This window comes from Streptomyces sp. NPDC018964 (assembly GCF_044390325.1).
Lineage (GTDB): Bacteria > Actinomycetota > Actinomycetes > Streptomycetales > Streptomycetaceae > Streptomyces.
On record NZ_JBIRYZ010000011.1, the window covers coordinates 133,088 to 151,545 of the forward strand.

Below are 18,458 nucleotides of genomic sequence, written 5' to 3' on the forward strand. Positions count from 1 at the left end.
ATCAGCCAACCCTTCAGGGAGTTGATGATGGCGAGCTTCGGACACGGAACGCGCAGGCACCCCCGCACACGTGGCCGGACGTGGTCACGGTCCGGGCCGGATCGCGCGACGCTCGGGATCATCGGAACCATCTGCGCGGTCGCCGGTTTCTTCGTGCTGGGGATCGTCCTCGGCCCGGTGGCGATCGTCTGTGGGTGGCTGGCCATGGGCCGTAGCTGGACGGGTTCCCGTTCGGTGCCGGCCCTGGTCGCCCTCGTCCTGGGCGCCATCGACACGCTCCTGGCCGTCGTCTTCCTGGCCGGAGCGACCACGTCGGGCTATTCGGTGTTCTGACGTGTCGTCATATGGGTGGGGCCCCCGCGCAACGCCCGGGGGCCCCCCCAAAGTCACCAACACCCGGGGGGGGGGGGGGGGGGGGGGCCCCCCCCCCCCCCCCCCCGCCCGGGCCCTACGCGTCGCCCCCCGCCACCCCGGGGTCGGCCGCGGCGACGTCCAGCAGCTGGTACCGGTCGATCGCCTGCTTCAGCACCGACCGGTCGACGTGGCCCTCCCGGGCCAGTTCCGTCAGCACCGCCACCACGATCGACTCCGCGTCGATGTGGAAGAACCGCCGCGCCGCCCCCCGCGTGTCCGCGAACCCGAACCCGTCCGCGCCCAGCGACTGGTACGTCCCCGGCACCCAGCGCGCGATCTGGTCCGGCACCGACCGCATCCAGTCGGACACCGCCACCACCGGCCCCCGCGCCGCCGCCAGCTTCCGCGTCACGTACGGGGTGCGCTGCTCCTCCTCCGGGTGCAGCAGGTTGTGCCGCTCGCAGTCCACCGCCTCGCGCCGCAGCTCGTTCCAGGAGGTCGCCGACCAGACGTCCGCCCTGACGTCCCACTCCTCGGCGAGGATCCGCTGCGCCTCGATCGCCCACGGCAGCGCGACCCCGGACGCCAGGATCTGCGCCGGGAGCGAGCCCGCCGTGCCCTCGCTGAAGCGGTAGAGGCCCTTGACGATGCCCTCCGCGTCGACGTTCTCGGGCTCGGCGGGGTGCTGGATCGGCTCGTTGTACACCGTCAGGTAGTAGAAGACGTCCTCGCCGTGCGGGTGCTCCTCGTCGGAGCCGTACATCCGGCGCAGCCCGTCCCGCACGATGTGCGCGATCTCGAACCCGAACGCCGGGTCGTACGCGACGCACGCCGGGTTCGTGGACGCCAGCAGCTGCGAGTGGCCGTCCGCGTGCTGGAGACCCTCACCGGTCAGCGTCGTACGCCCCGCGGTGGCGCCCAGGACGAAACCGCGCGCCATCTGGTCGGCCATCTGCCAGAACTGGTCACCGGTGCGCTGGAAACCGAACATCGAGTAGAAGACGTACACCGGGATCAGCGGCTCGCCGTGCGTGGCGTACGCCGACCCCGCCGCGATCAGCGAGGCCGTGCAGCCGGCCTCGGAGATGCCGTCGTGCAGCATCTGCCCGTTCGGCGCCTCCTTGTAGGCGAGCAGCAGCTCCCGGTCCACCGACTCGTACTGCTGGCCGAGCGGGTTGTAGATCTTCGCGCTCGGGAAGAAGGAGTCCATGCCGAACGTGCGGTACTCGTCCGGCGCGATCAGCACGAACCGCTTGCCGATCTCCTTGTCCCGCATGAGGTCCTTGAGGAGCCGGACGAAGGCCATGGTCGTCGCGATGGACTGCTGTCCCGAGCCCTTCTTCACGGTCGCGTACGTCTTCTCCTCGGGCAGCCGCAGCGGCTTCGACCGCACCACCCGCGTCGGCACGTACCCGCCGAGCGACTTGCGGCGGTCGTGCATGTACTGCATCTCCTCCGTGTCCGGCCCCGGGTGGTAGTAGGGCGGCAGACCGGACTCGAGGTCCTTGTCGGAGATCGGCAGGTGCAGCCGGTCCCGGAAGTGCTTGAGGTCGTCGACCGTCAGCTTCTTCATCTGGTGCGTGGCGTTGCGGCCCTCGAAGTTCGGGCCCAGCGTCCAGCCCTTGACCGTCTTCGCCAGGATCACCGTCGGCTGGCCCTTGTGCTCGACCGCCGCCTTGTACGCCGCGTAGATCTTGCGGTGGTCGTGACCGCCGCGCCCCAGGTGCAGGATCTGGTCGTCGGTCATGCCCTCGACCATCGCGCGCAGCCGGTGGTCGTCGCCGAAGAAGTGGTCGCGGATGTACGCGCCCGACTCGGTGGCGTACGTCTGGAACTGACCGTCCGGCGTGGTGTTCATCTTGTTGACCAGCACACCGTCGCGGTCCTGCGCGAGCAGCGGGTCCCAGGTGCGGTCCCAGATCAGCTTGATCACGTTCCAGCCGGCGCCCCGGAAGACCGACTCCAGCTCCTGGATGATCTTCCCGTTGCCGCGCACCGGGCCGTCGAGCCGCTGCAGGTTGCAGTTGACGACGAAGGTCAGGTTGTCCAGGCCCTCCCGCGCGGCGAGGGTCAGCTGGCCCAGCGACTCCGGCTCGTCCATCTCGCCGTCGCCGAGGAACGCCCACACGCGCGAGCGCGAGGTGTCCGCGATGCCGCGCGCGTGCATGTAGCGGTTCATCCGCGCCTGGTAGATCGCGCCGATCGGGCCGAGCCCCATCGACACGGTCGGGAACTCCCAGAAGTCCGGCATCAGCCGCGGGTGCGGGTACGACGACAGGGTGTACGGGGCCTTCGACTTCTCCTGGCGGAAGCCGTCCAGGTGCCGCTCGCTCAGCCGGTCCAGCAGGTACGCGCGGGCGTAGATGCCGGGGGAGGCGTGTCCCTGGAAGAAGACCTGGTCGCCGCCGTCGCCCTCGTCCTTGCCGCGGAAGAAGTGGTTGAAGCCCACGTCGTACAGCGAGGCGGAGGAGGCGAAGGTGGCGATGTGGCCGCCGACCCCGATGCCCGGCCGCTGAGCCCGGGAGACCATCACCGCGGCGTTCCAGCGGGTGGCGTTGAGGATCTTGCGCTCGATCTCCTCGTTGCCCGGGAAGAACGGCTCGGCGCGGGTCGGGATCGTGTTGACGTAGTCCGTGCTGCGCATCTCGGGCACGGCCACGCGCTTGGCGCGGGCACGTTCGATCAGCCGCAGCATCAGGTAGCGGGCCCGCTCCCGGCCGCGCTCGTCGACCGCGGCGTCGAGGGAGTCGAGCCACTCCTGGGTTTCCTCGGGATCGAAGTCAGGAACCTGACTCGGAAGGCCGCCAATGATGATCGGGTTGCGATCGGATGCGGAAGCCACGCTGTTCCTTACCTGTCAGAGGGCCGGGAGACGGGCCGCTGTTCTCGCCGGTACGGCCCGGATTGCGCCGCTCCCCATGGTCCACCTCGGGGCCGTCGGCGTCATCTCTACCGGGAGGTAATCCGGAGTCGGGACCAGTACGGTGTCCATGGGGCTCGTCCATTCGAGTCTTCGTACACGTAGACGGTTCCCAAAGGGCCAAACGGGGCACAAAGGTGTGGTGTGCGTCACTCCGGGCCATGATGGTGTGCCTGGAGTTGCGGTGACCCGGCCAGGATCGTCACCGTTTCGGCGGTCTGCACGGCCGGGTACTTGCGCGATCCGTCCCGCCCGTGTGGACTACGGCCAATGCTTCGCGCACGCGCGTGGCTGAGTTATTCCCAAGACATGATCAGGAGGCAACCCGTGAGCGCGACCGCGGACCACGCGGAGGAGCGGACGAACCCTGCCGCCAGGCTGGGGTTCCAGCCCGGGCAGGTGGTCCAGGAGATCGGCTACGACGACGACGTCGACCAGGAGCTCCGCGAGGCCATTGAGGGCGTCATCGAGAGCGACCTCGTCGACGAGGACTACGACGACGTGGCTGACGCCGTTGTGCTGTGGTTCCGCGACGACGACGGCGACCTGACGGATGCGCTGGTGGATGCCACCACGTACATCGAAGAGGGCGGCGCGATCCTGCTCCTCACGCCGAAGACGGGCCGTTCGGGCTATGTGGAGCCGAGCGACATCTCGGAGGCCGCCACCACGGCGGGCCTGACGGCGGCCAAGAGCGTCAGCGTCGGCAAGGACTGGAGCGGCAGCCGGCTGGCGACGCCGAAGGCGGCCAAGTCCAAGCGGTGAACCACCCCGGACGGGCCGGTCGCGTCACGCGTCGGCCCGTCCGCCGGCCTGTCGTACTCCCTGCGTAGGGTGGTCGGAGCGAACCACCCCGAAGGGACGAACACGGCGATGGCGATCCAGGTCGGCGACAAGGCCCCCGGCTTCGAGCTCAAGGACAACCACGGGGCGACCGTGAGGCTGTCCGACTTCCGCGGCCGGAAGAACGTGGTCGTGCTCTTCTACCCGTTCGCCTTCACCAGCGTGTGCGCCGGCGAGCTGCGCGAGGTCCGCGACCGGCTGCCGCAGTTCTCCGACCGCGACACCCAGGTGCTCGCCGTCTCCAACGACTCCATCCACACCCTGCGCGTCTTCGCCGAGCAGGAGGGCCTGGAGTACCCCCTGCTCAGCGACTTCTGGCCGCACGGCGACGTCTCGCGCGCGTACGGCGTCTTCGACGAGGACAAGGGGTGCGCGGTGCGCGGGACGTTCATCGTCGACAAGGAGGGCGTCGTGCGCTGGACCGTCGTCAACGCCCTGCCGGACGCCCGTGACCTGAACGAGTACGTCGAAGCGCTCGACACCCTGTGATTCTTCGGCCGCGGGGCCTGCGGCGGCCGGGAACCCGTCACTAGGATCGACTCGTTGATCCGACATCCGACGCACTACGGGGCACCCCGCCCCAGGACACCAATGGAGGACTCGTGGGAGTCAGCCTCAGCAAGGGCGGCAACGTATCGCTGACCAAGGAGGCGCCGGGCCTGACCGCGGTCATCGTCGGTCTGGGGTGGGACATCCGCACCACGACCGGTACCGACTTCGACCTCGACGCCAGCGCGCTGCTCCTGAACAACAGCGGCAAGGTCGCCAGTGACGCGCACTTCATCTTCTTCAACAACCTGAAGAGCCCGGACGGCTCGGTCGAGCACACCGGCGACAACCTCACCGGTGAGGGCGAGGGCGACGACGAGCAGATCAAGATCAACCTCGCCGGGGTCCCCGCCGACATCGAGAAGATCGTCTTCCCGGTCTCCATCTACGACGCCGAGAACCGCCAGCAGTCCTTCGGCCAGGTGCGCAACGCGTTCATCCGCGTCGTCAACCAGGCCGGCGGCTCCGAGATCGCCCGCTACGACCTGAGCGAGGACGCCTCCACCGAGACCGCGATGGTCTTCGGTGAGCTCTACCGGCACGGCGCGGAGTGGAAGTTCCGCGCCATCGGCCAGGGCTACGCCTCGGGCCTGCGCGGCATCGCGCAGGACTTCGGCGTGAACGTCTGAGAGGTCTGCCGGGCGGTCGCGCCCGAGCCCGGCCGCCTTCCGCGGCCACACCGTCCGGCGCCGCACGGTTTACGTGCGGCGCCGGACGCGCAGGACCACCTGAGAGACATCACCAGGGGAGGGACCATCATGGGCGTCACGCTTGCCAAAGGGGGCAACGTCTCCCTGTCCAAGGCCGCACCCAACCTCACGCAGGTCATGATCGGGCTCGGCTGGGACGCGCGCTCCACCACCGGAGCCGACTTCGACCTCGACGCCAGCGCGCTGATGTGCAGCGGCGGCCGGGTCATGGGGGACGAGTGGTTCGTCTTCTACAACCAGCTCAAGAGCCCGGACGGCTCGGTGGAGCACACCGGTGACAACCTCACCGGCGAGGGCGACGGGGACGACGAGTCCCTGCTGGTCGACCTCTCCAAGGTGCCGGCCCAGTGCGACAAGATCGTCTTTCCGGTCTCCATCCACCTGGCCGACGAGCGCGGCCAGACCTTCGGTCAGGTCAGCAATGCCTTCATCCGCGTGGTGAACCAGGCCGACGGCCAGGAACTCGCCCGTTACGACCTGAGCGAGGACGCCTCCACCGAAACCGCGATGATCTTCGGCGAGCTCTACCGCTATCAGGGCGAGTGGAAGTTCCGTGCGGTGGGACAGGGGTACGCGTCGGGGCTGCGGGGCATCGCTCTAGACTTCGGAGTCAACGTTTCGTAAAGCCGACTACGGCAGCGGGGGAGACCCGTTAACACACCTGGGGTAGCCAGTGGTTCTGAAAACCTTCGGCTGGTCGTTCGCGGTCACCGCGCTCGGTCTGGTCGCAGCGATCCTCTTCGGGGGGTGGACCGCCTTCGGCATCGTGGCGATCCTCTCGATCCTCGAGATCTCGCTGTCCTTCGACAACGCGGTGGTCAACGCCGGCATCCTGAAGAAGATGAATGCCTTCTGGCAGAAGATCTTCCTCACCATCGGCATTCTGATCGCCGTCTTCGGCATGCGTCTGGTCTTCCCCGTCGTGATCGTCGCCATCAGCGCCCAGCTCGGCCCGATCGAGGCCGTCGACCTCGCGCTCAGCGACAAGGACCGTTACCAGGAACTGGTCACCGACGCCCACCCGGCGATCGCCGCGTTCGGTGGCATGTTCCTGCTCATGATCTTCCTGGACTTCATCTTCGAGGACCGGGACATCAAGTGGCTGGGCTGGCTGGAGCGCCCGCTGGCCAAGCTCGGCAAGGTCGACATGCTGTCGGTCTGCATCGCGCTGGTCATCCTGCTGATCTCCGCCATGACCTTCGCCACCCAGGCCCACCAGCACGGCGGCGCGCACGTGGACAAGGCCGAGACGGTGCTGCTGTCCGGCATCGCGGGCCTGATCACCTACATGATCGTGGGCGGGCTCTCCGGCTACTTCGAGGACAAGCTCGAGGAGGAGGAGGAGCACGAGCACGAGGAGGAGGAGAAGGCCGCGCGGGAGGGAAAGCCCCGCACGGTGGTGGCCATGGCCGGCAAGGCCGCGTTCTTCATGTTCCTCTACCTGGAGGTGCTGGACGCGTCCTTCTCCTTCGACGGTGTGATCGGCGCCTTCGCCATCACCAACGACATCGTCCTGATGGCCCTGGGCCTGGGCATCGGCGCCATGTACGTCCGGTCCCTCACGGTCTACCTGGTCCGCCAGGGCACCCTGGACGAGTACGTCTACCTGGAGCACGGCGCCCACTACGCCATCGGCGCCCTCTCGCTGATCCTGCTCGTCACCATCCAGTACGAGATCCCCGAGCTCATCACCGGCTCCATCGGCGTCATCCTGATCGGCTGGTCCTTCTGGTCCTCCGTGCGCCGCAACAAGCGGCTGGCGGAAGCCGAGGGAAACGCCGGCGACAAGACTGAGGTCACCTCCGGGGTGTGACGGCCCTTCGGGTGAGGAACGCTCTCGACGGGGCGGCTCCGAGGACCACTCCTCGGGGCCGCCCCGTCGGCCGTCCGGGGAGTCCGGGCGGCCCGAGCGGGGTTCGGCGACTGGACTTGGGGCGGGAATGGGTTTCCTGGACGGACTGTGGCGCGGACGTGAGAGCGCCTTCGACTCGGGCAGCGCGGCCAGCAACGCCATCGAGCTGACCAAACGGCACGGTCAGGTGTCCCTGACCAAACAGGGCGCGGCCACCGGCCATCTGCGGGTCAACCTGAGCTGGCGGATGCGGACCTCCGACTTCGGCGGCTCCCAGCGGGAGAGCCTGCTGCGCCATCCCTTCAAGGCGCTCAAGCCGCCGGAGGTGATCGGCCACAGCCAGTCCATGGTCAACGTCGACCTCGACCTCGGCTGTCTGTACGAGCTCCAGGACGGCACCAAGGGCGTGGTCCAGCCCCTCGGCGGCCTCCTCGGCGACGTCAACGCCCCGCCGTACGTCAAGCTCAGCGGTGACGACCGGTTCGGGTCGGGCTCGGGCGAGACCATGTACATCAACCTCGACCACCGCGAGAACATCAAACGCCTGCTGGTCTTCGCCTACATCTACGACCAGACGCCCGCGTTCGACCGCACGCACGCCATGGTCACGCTCTACCCCAGCAGCGGCCCGCGGATCGAGATCGGTCTCGACGAACGCCACCCCCAGGCCCGCTCCTGCGCGGTGGTGATGATCGAGAACGTCAAGGACGAGATCCTCGTCCGCCGCGAGGTGAAGTTCGTGTACGGATTCCAGGGGGAGCTGGACCGGCTGTACGGGTGGGGACTCCAGTGGGGGAGGGGCTTCAAGACGAAGGCCGGTCGCTGAGGGGCCCCGGCCGCGCGGAGTCCGGTCCGTCAGCGCCCGATGAACTGCGGCCCCTGCGGCGGAAGCCGGAAGTCGGGGTCGGGGGAGGCGGCGGCCGGCGGCGGGAAACCGTACCCGCCCGGCGCTCCCGCGGCGGCCGTGGCGGGCGCCGGCGGGTATCCGTAGGCGGGCTGGCTGGTCGGCTGGGGATAGCCGTAGGCCGGCTGCGTGGCCGCGGGCTGCTGCGGCGGATAGCCGTACGCGGGCTGTGCGGGCACCCCCGCCGGCTGCTCGGGCGGCAGCGGCAGGGACACCTCGGGCGCCGGCGGGACGAGCGGGGCCTGGGGCTGCGTCAGCGCCTCGGAGGAGGTCCGGTCGGAGGCCGGTACGTGCGCCGTCGGGGGCGGAAGCTGGGTGACGTCCGAGGAATCGGGCTCCTGCGCTGCCTCCGACTCGTCCACCGAGATGCCGAAGTCGGTCGCCAGCCCCTCCAGGCCGTTCGAATAGCCCTCGCCGAGCGCCCGGAACTTCCAGCCTTCCCCGCGCCGGTACAGCTCACCGCAGATCAGCGCGGTCTCCTCGCCGGTCTCCGGCTTGATGTCGAAATACGCCAGCGCCTCCCCGTCGGCGGCCTGCGCGTCGTACAGCAGGATGCGCAGGTCCCGTACGCGGTCGAAGGCGACGCCGTCCGCCGACGCGACGAGCAGAATCCGGCCGACACCGGACTCGACACCGGCGAGATCCGTCTGGATCGTATCGGTCAGGCCCTCGGCGACGCGCTTCTTGCCGAGCCGCCACACCTGCCCGGCGGGGTGCCGTGGCTGGTTGTAGAACACGAAGTCCTCGTCGGAGCGCACACGACCGTCGGGGCCGAGGAGCAGCGCGGAGGCGTCGACGTCCGGCACCCCCTGCCCGGGCGACCAGCGCAGCACGGCACGTACCGTGGTGGCCTCGAGAGGGACGTTCGACCCCTTGAGCATCGCGTGCGTCATACGGTCATCCTGCCTTCTCCGTCCTGGTCACGACAACGCGGGGGGTCGGGGGTCGACACAGCCGGGTTACCTGAAGTTCATGCCCCGCGGGAACCGTCGACATGGATCCCTACGTACTATTACCGGCCACCTACCGACATTCCAGAGATTCCATGGATTCAGAGAGGCCACGGGGGAGTTCTATGCGTCATTTCGGGCACCTTGCCCCTGCGGTGCGGAAACGTCTCTTCTATCGGGAGCCCGGCGAGTTCACGTCGGATTCCCCGGCCCGGTTGCTCTCCGCGGCCCTCGGAGCCACGCTCTACAGCCCCGCGACCCGGCCCCGGCTCGCCGACGACGTCGTCAAGCAGGGCGGACGCGGTGTGGTCTCCATGGTGCTGTGCCTGGAGGACTCCATCGACGACGCCGACGTGACCGCCGGCGAGGAGAACCTCGTACGGCAGTTCACGGACCTGGCCGGACGGCCCGGGGCCGACCTGCCGCTGCTGTTCATCCGGGTCCGCACCCCCGAACAGATCCCCGACCTCGTCCGCCGCCTCGGCCCCTCCGTCGCGCTGCTGTCCGGATTCGTACTGCCGAAGTTCACCGCGGAACGCGGCCTGCCGTTCCTGGAGGCGCTGGCCGTCGCCGAGGCCGAGAGCGGCCGCAGGCTGTTCGCCATGCCCGTGCTGGAGTCGCCCGAACTGCTCTACCGCGAGTCCCGTGTCGAGACCCTCGAGGGCATCCTCCGCGCCGTCGACAAGTACCGCGACCGCGTGCTCGCGCTGCGTCTCGGCGTGACCGACTTCTGCTCCTCCTACGGGCTGCGCAGGGGCCCCGACATGACGGCGTACGACATCCAGGTCGTCGCCTCCGTGATCTCCGACGTGGTGAACATGCTGGCCCGGGCAGACGGCACGGGGTTCACCGTGACGGGGCCGGTCTGGGAGTACTTCCGGGTCCAGGAACGCATGTTCAAGCCACTTCTGCGGCAGAGCCCCTTCCACGAGGTGCAGGCCGTGGCACTGCGCGAGAAGTTGATCGAGCACGCCATGGACGGCCTGCTGCGCGAGATCGCCCTCGACCGGGCCAACGGCCTGCTGGGCAAGACCTGCATCCACCCCTCGCACGTCCTCCCCGTGCACGCGCTGTCCGTCGTCAGCCACGAGGAGTTCAGCGACGCCCAGGACATCCTCCGGCCGGAACGCGGCGGCGGGGGTGTACTCAGGTCGGCCTACACGAACAAGATGAACGAGGTGAAACCCCACCGCGCCTGGGCCGAGCGGACCCTGCTGCGCGCCGAGGTCTTCGGCGTCGCCAACGAGGACATCGGCTTCGTGGAACTGCTCGCGGCGGGTCTGGCCGAGTGACCGGGACGGAGAAGGCAGTGAACGAGGGGGTGCGCCACCCGGTGCGTCACGGAACGCGGGCCGGCGAGGACATGTGGTCCGGCAGCTGGGTCACGGAGCGGCTCGGCGTCGAGCTGGCCGGGGACGAGAGCCTGCCCGCACTGCTGGGGCTGGCGCTGCGCCGCAACCCCAAGCGGGCCCACCTGCTGGTGTCCAACGTCCTCGGCAAGCACGTCCCCCAGTCGCCGTCCGTCGTGTACGGCCACGGCGTCACACTCGGCCGCAGGGTGCGCGAGCTGCTGGGCGACGAGGCGGACGGCGCGGTCGTCCTCGGCTACGCGGAGACCGCGACCGGCCTCGGCCACTCGGTCGCCGACGGCCTGGGCGTCGCCCCCTACCTGCACTCCACCCGCCGCCCGGTCGTGGGGACCGCCACGGCCGGCGGCTTCGAGGAATCCCACTCCCACGCCACGTCCCACCTGCTGCTCCCGGAGGATCCGTCGCTGCTGGCCGGGGACGGCCCGCTGGTCCTGGTCGACGACGAGTTCTCCACGGGGAACACGGTCCTGAACACCGTCCGGGACCTTCACGCGCGGTATCCGCGACGGCGGTACGTGGTCGTCGCGCTCGTCGACATGCGCTCGCCCGCCGACGCCGGGCGGCTGGACGGGTTCGCCCGCGAGATCGGGGCGCGCATCGACCTGGTGACGACCGCGTCGGGCACGGTGCGGCTGCCCGACGGCGTCCTTGAGAAGGGACAGGAGCTGGTGGCGCGGTACGAGGGTGCCACGCGGGGTGATCGGTCGTCCGCGGCTGCGTCGGGGCTGGTCGCGCGGTTCCCCGCGCCCCTTGAGGGAGATGCCCGTACCCCGAGCCCGGAAGCCGGTGCTCGGGCTCACCCTCCGGGGGCGCGGGACGTGGCCGAATCCGCAGCCGCCGCCGCGGGGGCGCGACCGGCCACCTCCGGCCCGCACCCGGCCGACGGACCCGGCCGCGCCACGCGAGTGGACCTGCGCTGGCCCACCGGCCTTCCCGATGGCGGCCGCCACGGCTTCACCCCCGCGCACCGGGCCCGCCTCGAACACGCGCTCCCCGAAATGGCCGCCCGCCTCGCGGAGGCACTCCCCGACGACGCGCGCCGCGTCCTCGTCCTCGGCTTCGAGGAGCTGATGTACGCCCCGCTGCGCCTCGCCGGCGAGCTGGAGCGGACCACCGGCGCCGACATACGCTTCTCCACCACCACCCGCTCGCCCGTCCTCGCCGTCGACGACCCCGGCTACGCGATACGCACCCGTCTGGTCTTCCCCGCCCACGACGACCCCGCCGACGGCCCCGGCGAGCGCTACGCCTACAACGTCGCCGGCGGCGGCTTCGACGCCGTCGTCGCCGTCGTCGACTCGGCGGCCGACACCCCCGCACTGCACGCGCCCGACGGCCTGCTCGCCCGGCTCGCCGCGCACACCCCGCAGGTCCTCCTCGCGGTCGTACCGTCGTACGTGCCCGCACCGCAGGACACCGCTCCCAAGGACGCCCGACCGGACGCCCCCGAAAGGCCCACCACCATGCTGCCCGAGCCCCTCAGAGGCCCCGCCTTCTCCTCGTACGCGCCCGAGGAGGTCGGCTGGCTGCTCCAGGACCTCTCGGACGTGACGCTGGAGGCGCCGACCGAGGAGCGCGAGGAGGCCATCCAGAGCGGCGGCGCCCACTACGCGGAGTCGCTGCCCGTGGAGTACCAGCCGAGCGAGCAGTACCAGGAACTGTTCCACGCGGCCCTGAACGAGTCGGCGGCCCGCCTCGCCCACGCGGTGGGCGTGGTCACCGAGACCGTGCTCGCCGAGCGGTCTCCCCGGCCGGTGCTCGTCTCCCTGGCCCGCGCGGGCACCCCCGTGGGCATCCTGATGCGCCGCTGGGCGCAGTACCGTCACCGTCTCGACCTCCCTCACTACGCCGTCTCGATCGTCCGCGGCCGGGGCATCGACGCCAACGCGCTGCGCTGGCTGGCCGCCCACCACGACCCCCGGGACGTGGTCTTCGTCGACGGCTGGACCGGCAAGGGCGCCATCACCCGCGAACTCGCCCAGGCCGTCGAGGAGTTCGAGAGGACCGAGGGCGTCACCGGCTTCGACCCGGAGATCGCGGTCCTGGCCGACCCCGGCTCCTGCGTCCGCACCTACGGCACCCGCGAGGACTATCTGATCCCCTCCGCCTGCCTCAACTCCACGGTGTCCGGCCTGATCTCCCGCACCGTGCTCCGCGCCGACCTGGTCGGCCCGCACGACTTCCACGGCGCCAAGTTCTACCGCGAACTCGCCGGCGCCGACCTCTCGGTGGCCTTCCTGGACGCCGTCTCCGCACGCTTCCCGGAGGTCACCGACGCCGCCTGCGCCCAGGCCAAGGAACTCCTCTCCACCGACCGCACCCCCACCTGGGAGGGCTGGGCGGCGGTCGAACGCATCAGCGAGGAGTACGGCATCCACGACGTGAACCTCGTCAAGCCCGGCGTCGGCGAGACCACCCGGGTGCTGCTGCGCCGGGTGCCCTGGAAGGTGCTCGCCCGGGCCGGAGCCGGCAGCGACCTCGCCCATGTACGCCTCCTCGCTCAGCAGCGGGGCGTCCCCGTCGAAGAGGTCGACGGACTCCCCTACACCTGCGTCGGGCTGATCCACCCCCGCTACACCCGTGGCGCCACCGGCGCCGACGGCAAGGCGGTGACCCGCTGATGCCCGTCATCGTCGCCAGCGACCTCGACCGCACCCTCATCTACTCCGCCGCCGCCCTCGCCCTGACCATGCCGGACGCGCGGGCCCCCCGGCTGCTGTGCGTGGAGGTCCACGAGAGCAAGCCCCTGTCCTACATGACGGAGACGGCGGCCCGGCTCCTCACCGACCTCGGCGACGAGGCCGTGTTCGTCCCCACGACGACCCGCACGCGCAAGCAGTACCAGCGCATCAACCTCCCCGGCCCGCCGCCGACCTACGCGATCTGCGCCAACGGCGGACACCTCCTCGTCGACGGCGTGTCCGACCGGGACTGGCACGCCCGGGTGCTCGCCCGCCTGGCCGACGAGTGCGCCCCGCTCTCCGAGGTCCAGGAGCACCTGCTGCGGACCGCCGACCCGGTCTGGGTGCGCAAGCACCGGGTCGCCGAGGACCTCTTCGCCTACCTCGTCGTCGAGCGGGAACTGCTGCGCGAGGAGTGGGTGAAGGAACTCGGTGAGTGGGCGGAGAACCGCGGCTGGACCGTGTCCCTCCAGGGCCGCAAGATCTACGCAGTGCCGGGGCCCCTCACCAAGAGCGCGGCCATGCGCGAGGTCGCCCGCCGCACCGGCGCCGATCTCACCCTCGCCGCCGGCGACTCCCTCCTCGACGCCGACCTGCTCCTCGCCGCAGACCAGGGCTGGCGCCCCGGTCACGGCGAACTCGCCGACGCCGACTGGACCGCCCCCGCGCTCAGGGCCCTCCCCGAGCGGGGCGTCCTGGCCGGCGAGCGCATCCTGCGCGAGTTCCTGCAGACGGTGCGCGCACCTCGGTGAGACCGCGCGGCCGCCCGGGGCGCGTGCTCGTCCGGGTGGGGCCGTGCGGTCGCCCGGGTGGGGTCGTGCGCGCCCGGGTGGGGCCGCGCGGCCGGTAGGCCATGTGGCCGGGACGTCAGCGGTGGCGTCGCAGGCTCATCGTGTCGGTGGAGTCGTACCCGTGGCCGGACGTGCTCCCGTCGGCGTGCTCGGCACCGGCGGCGGGCGACGACGGGCGTATGTGATCCGTGCCCGCTCGCCCGTCCCGGTCCGCTCGCCCGTCCCGCCGGCGGCGGCCGTCGCCCGAGCGCAGCAGCCGCAGGACCACGAACGCCACCAGGGCCAGCGCGGCCACGCCGAGGACCACCTTCGAGTACGCCGACACGATGGTCGACACCTGCTCCCAGTTGTCCCCCAGCACGTACCCCGCGAGCACGAACGCGGTGTTCCAGATCGCGCTGCCCAGTGTGGTCAGACCGAGGAACAACGGCAGCCGCATGCGCTCCACGCCGGCCGGCACCGATATGAAACTGCGGAAGAGCGGGATCATCCGGCCGAGGAACACCGCTTTCGGCCCGTGCCGCAGGAACCAGGCCTCTGTCCGCTCGATGTCCGCGACCTTCACCAACGGCAGCCGCTCCGCTATCGCCACCGTCCGGTCCCGGCCGAGCAGCGCGCCCACTCCGTACAGTGCGAGCGCGCCGATCACCGAGCCGGCGGTCGTCCACAGCAGTGCGGCGAGCAGACCCATCCGCCCACTGCTGGCGGCGAACCCCGCCAGCGGCAGGATCACCTCGCTGGGAATGGGAGGGAAGAGGTTCTCCAGCGCGATGGCGAGGCCGGCCCCGGGGGCGCCCATGGCGTCCATGAGGTCGTTGACCCACTGCGGTCCGGCACTCCCGTCCGAGGCCGCTGTGATCGTGTGCGCTGCGATGGCTGTCATGCCTGCCACGCTAGGGAACCGGAGCTGAAGGAACGCTGAGGAAAACCGCACGATGCCCTGAGGTACTCCGCAGCGGCGATTGCGGTTTTCCGCAGTGTGTCCCCGTGCCGCGTCCGACTAGCCTCGCGATCATGCGAGACATGGTGCGACGCGTGACGCGGTGCGCGGTGGGGCTGATCTGGGGCGCCGCCGCGGCCGTCGTCGAGCTGCTCTACACCGTCCTGGCCGGCCTGCCCCTCCTGCTCGTCGTGGCCTGGCCGCGCGGCCGCCGCGCCGTGCTCCGCCCGGTCCTCGCGGGCGCGCGAGGACTGACGGAACTGAACCGCACCCGGCTGCGGACCTGGCTGGAAGCACACACCTCGCCCGCGTACGAGGACACGCAGGCCCTGGCATACCTGGCCTGCCGCTGGACCCTGGGTGTCCTGGGCGCGGTGGTGATGCTCTCGGTGGCGATCGGCCTCGGGTACGGCACGTCGTGGCTGTACCTCTGGCTGCTGGTCGACGAGATACGCACCCCCGGAGCGGTCACCCTCACCTCCCTCGGAGGGCTCTTCCTGCTCTTCCTCGCCGTTCAGGGGATAGTCGGCGTGGCCGAACTGGAGGGGAAGCTGGCCCGCCGCCTGCTGGGCCCCCGCCACCAGGACGCGCTGGAGCGGCGCATCGCCGAACTGTCCGCGAGCCGCGCGGCCGTGGTCGACGCGGTGAACGACGAGCGGCGGCGCATCGAGCGGGACCTGCACGACGGGGTGCAGCAGCGTCTGGTCGCGCTCGGCATGCTGCTCGGCCGCGCCCTGCGCAGCGAAGACCCGGCCCGCACCGACCGGCTGCTGCGCCAGGCGCACAAGGAGAGCCGGCACGCCCTGGACGACCTGCGCGAGGTGGCGTGGCGGGTCTACCCCACGACCCTGGACGAGGCAGGGCTGCGGGCGGCGCTGGAGACGGTTACCGAGCGGGCCTCCGTCCCGGTACGGGTGGAGTACGGGCTCACCGGGGAGCCCGAGCGGGCGGTGGGGACCGTCGTCTACTTCGTCGTCTGCGAGGCCGTCACCAACGCGGTGAAGCACGCGGCGCCGACCCGGATAGTGGTCGAGGTCGGATCGAAGGAAGGAGTGTTGTACGTGAGTATCGAGGACGACGGCAAGGGCGGCGCGAACGCGACGGGCAGCGGACTGTTCGGTCTCGCCCGGCGGGTCGCCGCGCTCGACGGCCGCCTGGAGGTGCGCAGTCCGCCGGGCGGACCGACCCTGGTGACCGCGGAGCTGCCGTGCGCCTGATCCTGGCCGAGGACTCCACCCTGCTCAGAGAGGGCCTGGTGCGGCTGCTGGCGGAGGAGGGGCATCAGGTGCTGGCCGCCGTCGGCAACGCGGAACTGCTGTTGCGGGCGGTCGCCGAGGACCCGCCTGACGTGGTGGTCGCCGATGTGCGGATGCCGCCCACACACACCGACGAAGGGCTGCGCGCGGCCCTGGAGATCCGCCGGCGCTGGCCATCGGTGGGGGTGCTGGTGCTCTCGCAGTACGTGGAGAAGCGATACACGACCGAGCTGCTGACCGGCGAGTCGGAAGGAGTCGGCTATCTGCTCAAGGACCGTGTCGTCCAGGTCGACGAGTTCCTGGACGCCCTGGAGCGGGTGTCGCAGGGGCGCGCCGCCTTCGACCCGGAGGTCGTACGGCAGCTGCTCGGCCGCACGACGCACACCGACCCGCTCGCCCGTCTCACCGCGCGGGAGCGGGCGGTGCTGGCCGAGATGGCGCAGGGGCACACCAACGCGGCCATCGCGCGGCGGCTGCACATCTCGCAGAGCGCGGTGGAGAAACACACCAACGCGATCTTCGACAAGCTCGGACTGGCAGGAGGTGAGGGCTATTCACGCAGGGTGCTCGCCGTGCTGCGCTACCTCGGCAGCTGACGTGCGGCTGACGTCCGGTGCCGTGGCCTCCGTCCGGGGATCAGCCGCAGCAGCCGCCACCGCAGCAGCCACCGCCACCGCCACCACCGCCCGCGCGGGCAGCCGGGGCCGCGGCGGTACCGGCCACCGCGACCGTGGAGAGGAGCTTGACCGTGTCCTCGTGACCCGAGGGACAGGCCGCGGGCGCGGAGGACTCCGCCATGGGACGGCTCAGTTCGAAGGTGTCGCCGCAGGTCCGGCAGCGGTACTCGTAGCGAGGCATGGGCACAGGTTAACCGGCTCGGCCGGTCCTGTGCCGGTCAGTGGGCGGCGCCGCCGCGTTCCTCCCGGATCAGGGCCACCACACGGCTCACCGCCACCCGTACCTCCTCCGTCTCCGTCAGGAAGTGCCAGTAGTCCGGGTGACGGCCCTCCAGCCCGGCGACGGCTCGCTCCAGACGGGCCACGGCGTCGTCCAGCGGGCGGGCGTGACGCGGATCGGGGGTGTTGCGGCCGGCCATGGCCAGACGCTGGGCGTCCCGGATGGCGAACCGGGTGCGTTCGATCTCCTGCCCGGGGTCCTTCTGCACCGCGTTCAGTCGCCGCAGCCGGTCGCCGGCGGCCGACACCGCCTCGTCGGTCGTGTTCAGCAGCGCCCGCGCGGTCGACAGCAGAGCGGTGGCGTCCGCCCAGCGCTGCTCCTCGCGGGCCGCCCGGGCCTCGGCGAGTCTCGCTTCCGCCTGGCCGACGTTCTCCGAAGCGACGTCGGGGACGTGCTGCAGGTCCTGCCAGCAGGCGGTGGTGAAGCGCCGGCGCAGTTCGCTGAGGACCGGTTCGACCTGTTCGGAGCGGGTGGTGAGGGCCTGGGCGCGGGTGCGCAGGGAGACCAGCCGGTGGTCGATCTCGGCGGCTCGTTCCGGCAGCCGCTCGGCTTCGGCGCGGACCGCCTCGGCCTCGCGCGTGACCCGTTCGGCCCGCTCCAGGGTTCCCGGCACGCCGTGCTGCCCCGCGCCCTGGTTCAGCTTGGCCAGTTCCGGGGAGAGCGCGGCGAGCCGGGCGGCGAGGTCGTCGGCCTTCAGGCCCGATCCACGGGTGGTGTCGAGGGCGTTCGAGGCGGCGAGCAGTGCCTGCCGGGCGCGTTCGACAGCGGGCGCGAGCCGGGCGAGCTGGGTCTCGGCCTTGTCGAGAAGGGGGCCGAGCCCGTCGGTGAACCGGTCCAACTCCTGCTTGACCCGGCCGAGCTCGTCCTTGGCGGCGGTCAGCCGGTCGCGGGCCCGGGAGGCGACCGAGGCCTCCAGATCGTCGCGGTCCAGGTCGTGGGCGTCGACGGCGCTGATGTACTGGTGACTGGCCTCGTCGATGCGCCGGCCGAGGGCCTCGAAGTCGGCGACGGCACGGCGGGCGGCGGGGGAGGCGTCGACAGCGGTGATCGTCTCGATGGAGATCCGCAGGTCGCGCTGGGCGGTGTCGAGCTCGTAGAAGGCGGCCGCCGCCGCGTCCTTGGCGGCCTGCGCCTCGGCCCGCTGGTTCTCGGCCCGCCCGCCGAACCAGCGCCGCGTCCCGCCCCCGGCGAACGCGGCGGGCAGCACCAGCGCCGCGACCAGCGGCAGCCCCACGAGGGCGAGCACGTCCCGCAGCGCGCCACGGGCTCGCCGGGCACCCGGCCGCGGAGGAAGAGGAGGCACGGCACGACACACGCGAGGCACGCGCGGTTCCGACGGCGAGTGCGGCTGCGCTGGTGTCGCCGTCACATCCCTCTCCCG

General features: G+C 71.0%; 17 protein-coding genes. 12 read left to right on the forward strand and 5 right to left on the reverse strand.

Translation table 11 applies throughout. The features are described from left to right. The first annotated feature begins 24 nt into the window (after positions 1-24). Entirely contained in the window at positions 25-333 is a 309-nt protein-coding gene (locus ACH5AO_RS20555; RefSeq protein ID WP_085571146.1) for a small hydrophobic protein, read from the forward strand. A gap of 115 nt (positions 334-448) precedes the next feature. Here ACH5AO_RS20555 and aceE read toward each other — a convergent pair whose 3' ends face one another. After that, positions 449-3,196, reverse strand: a complete 2,748-nt coding sequence (gene aceE, locus ACH5AO_RS20560) for a pyruvate dehydrogenase (acetyl-transferring), homodimeric type (protein ID WP_398926597.1) — start codon at positions 3,194-3,196, stop codon at positions 449-451. A 405-nt stretch (positions 3,197-3,601) separates the two neighbouring features. On the opposite strand from aceE, the gene ACH5AO_RS20565 reads away from it, so the two are divergent. From ACH5AO_RS20565 to ACH5AO_RS20590, 6 genes are all read left to right on the forward strand, one after another. After that, entirely contained in the window at positions 3,602-4,039 is a 438-nt protein-coding gene (locus ACH5AO_RS20565) for a DUF3052 domain-containing protein (protein WP_030218400.1), read from the forward strand. Positions 4,040-4,147: 108 nt separating this feature from the next. Beyond that, complete coding sequence (locus tag ACH5AO_RS20570; protein WP_398926599.1) at positions 4,148-4,606, forward strand: peroxiredoxin; 459 nt, start codon at positions 4,148-4,150, stop codon at positions 4,604-4,606. 113 nt (positions 4,607-4,719) lie between these two features. After that, positions 4,720-5,295: a calcium homeostasis/redox stress adaptation protein gene (locus ACH5AO_RS20575; RefSeq protein ID WP_398926601.1), complete on the forward strand. Its 576-nt coding sequence runs from the start codon at positions 4,720-4,722 to the stop codon at positions 5,293-5,295. Positions 5,296-5,424: 129 nt separating this feature from the next. Beyond that, positions 5,425-6,000, forward strand: coding sequence for a TerD family protein (locus tag ACH5AO_RS20580; RefSeq protein ID WP_398926604.1), 576 nt, complete (start codon positions 5,425-5,427; stop codon positions 5,998-6,000). Between the two features lie 49 nt (positions 6,001-6,049). Continuing rightward, positions 6,050-7,189, forward strand: coding sequence for a DUF475 domain-containing protein (locus ACH5AO_RS20585; protein ID WP_398926606.1), 1,140 nt, complete (start codon positions 6,050-6,052; stop codon positions 7,187-7,189). A 127-nt stretch (positions 7,190-7,316) separates the two neighbouring features. Next, entirely contained in the window at positions 7,317-8,054 is a 738-nt protein-coding gene (locus ACH5AO_RS20590; protein ID WP_398926608.1) for a Tellurium resistance, read from the forward strand. Between the two features lie 29 nt (positions 8,055-8,083). Here ACH5AO_RS20590 and ACH5AO_RS20595 read toward each other — a convergent pair whose 3' ends face one another. Beyond that, complete coding sequence (locus tag ACH5AO_RS20595) at positions 8,084-9,025, reverse strand: TerD family protein (RefSeq protein WP_398926610.1); 942 nt, start codon at positions 9,023-9,025, stop codon at positions 8,084-8,086. A gap of 182 nt (positions 9,026-9,207) precedes the next feature. Between ACH5AO_RS20595 and ACH5AO_RS20600 the strand changes: the two genes are divergently transcribed. From ACH5AO_RS20600 to ACH5AO_RS20610, 3 genes are all read left to right on the forward strand, one after another. Continuing rightward, the gene (locus ACH5AO_RS20600) at positions 9,208-10,374 is read left to right on the forward strand and encodes an HpcH/HpaI aldolase/citrate lyase family protein (RefSeq protein ID WP_398926612.1); all 1,167 of its coding nucleotides are present in this window, start codon (positions 9,208-9,210) and stop codon (positions 10,372-10,374) included. 71 nt (positions 10,375-10,445) lie between these two features. Beyond that, on the forward strand, positions 10,446-13,073 hold the full coding sequence (locus ACH5AO_RS20605) for a phosphoribosyltransferase (RefSeq protein ID WP_398926869.1): 2,628 nt from the start codon (positions 10,446-10,448) through the stop codon (positions 13,071-13,073). Beyond that, a complete protein-coding gene (locus ACH5AO_RS20610) occupies positions 13,073-13,885 on the forward strand; it encodes an HAD family hydrolase (protein ID WP_398926614.1) in 813 nt (270 codons plus the stop codon). The genes ACH5AO_RS20605 and ACH5AO_RS20610 overlap by 1 nt, the downstream gene beginning before the upstream one ends. Before the next feature lie 115 nt (positions 13,886-14,000). On the opposite strand, the gene ACH5AO_RS20615 is transcribed toward ACH5AO_RS20610, so the two are convergent. Next, positions 14,001-14,807, reverse strand: coding sequence for a DedA family protein (locus ACH5AO_RS20615; RefSeq protein WP_398926616.1), 807 nt, complete (start codon positions 14,805-14,807; stop codon positions 14,001-14,003). A gap of 131 nt (positions 14,808-14,938) precedes the next feature. On the opposite strand from ACH5AO_RS20615, the gene ACH5AO_RS20620 reads away from it, so the two are divergent. Together ACH5AO_RS20620 and ACH5AO_RS20625 are read left to right on the forward strand one after the other, a co-directional pair. Further along, positions 14,939-16,081 carry a sensor histidine kinase gene (locus tag ACH5AO_RS20620; protein ID WP_398926619.1) on the forward strand — a complete coding sequence of 381 codons (1,143 nt, stop codon included), beginning with the start codon at positions 14,939-14,941 and terminating at the stop codon, positions 16,079-16,081. Further along, complete coding sequence (locus ACH5AO_RS20625; protein WP_398926621.1) at positions 16,072-16,716, forward strand: response regulator; 645 nt, start codon at positions 16,072-16,074, stop codon at positions 16,714-16,716. The genes ACH5AO_RS20620 and ACH5AO_RS20625 overlap by 10 nt, the downstream gene beginning before the upstream one ends. Before the next feature lie 40 nt (positions 16,717-16,756). On the opposite strand, the gene ACH5AO_RS20630 is transcribed toward ACH5AO_RS20625, so the two are convergent. Beyond that, positions 16,757-16,978: a zinc ribbon domain-containing protein gene (locus tag ACH5AO_RS20630; RefSeq protein ID WP_398926623.1), complete on the reverse strand. Its 222-nt coding sequence runs from the start codon at positions 16,976-16,978 to the stop codon at positions 16,757-16,759. Between the two features lie 37 nt (positions 16,979-17,015). Beyond that, the gene (locus ACH5AO_RS20635) at positions 17,016-18,446 is read right to left on the reverse strand and encodes a hypothetical protein (RefSeq protein WP_398926624.1); all 1,431 of its coding nucleotides are present in this window, start codon (positions 18,444-18,446) and stop codon (positions 17,016-17,018) included. Positions 18,447-18,458 lie beyond the last annotated feature (12 nt).

Bases quoted from the DNA above. Each gene is read 5' to 3' on its own strand.
- ACH5AO_RS20555 (WP_085571146.1), top strand. From the start codon at position 25: ATGATGGCGAGCTTCGGACACGGAACGCGCAGGCACCCCCGCACACGT.
- ACH5AO_RS20570 (WP_398926599.1), top strand. From the start codon at position 4,148: ATGGCGATCCAGGTCGGCGACAAGGCCCCCGGCTTCGAGCTCAAGGAC.
- ACH5AO_RS20580 (WP_398926604.1), top strand. From the start codon at position 5,425: ATGGGCGTCACGCTTGCCAAAGGGGGCAACGTCTCCCTGTCCAAGGCC.
- ACH5AO_RS20590 (WP_398926608.1), top strand. From the start codon at position 7,317: ATGGGTTTCCTGGACGGACTGTGGCGCGGACGTGAGAGCGCCTTCGAC.
- ACH5AO_RS20595 (WP_398926610.1), bottom strand. From the start codon at position 9,025: ATGACGCACGCGATGCTCAAGGGGTCGAACGTCCCTCTCGAGGCCACC.
- ACH5AO_RS20600 (WP_398926612.1), top strand. From the start codon at position 9,208: ATGCGTCATTTCGGGCACCTTGCCCCTGCGGTGCGGAAACGTCTCTTC.
- ACH5AO_RS20605 (WP_398926869.1), top strand. From the start codon at position 10,446: ATGTGGTCCGGCAGCTGGGTCACGGAGCGGCTCGGCGTCGAGCTGGCC.
- ACH5AO_RS20610 (WP_398926614.1), top strand. From the start codon at position 13,073: ATGCCCGTCATCGTCGCCAGCGACCTCGACCGCACCCTCATCTACTCC.
- ACH5AO_RS20615 (WP_398926616.1), bottom strand. From the start codon at position 14,807: ATGACAGCCATCGCAGCGCACACGATCACAGCGGCCTCGGACGGGAGT.
- ACH5AO_RS20620 (WP_398926619.1), top strand. From the start codon at position 14,939: ATGCGAGACATGGTGCGACGCGTGACGCGGTGCGCGGTGGGGCTGATC.
- ACH5AO_RS20630 (WP_398926623.1), bottom strand. From the start codon at position 16,978: ATGCCTCGCTACGAGTACCGCTGCCGGACCTGCGGCGACACCTTCGAA.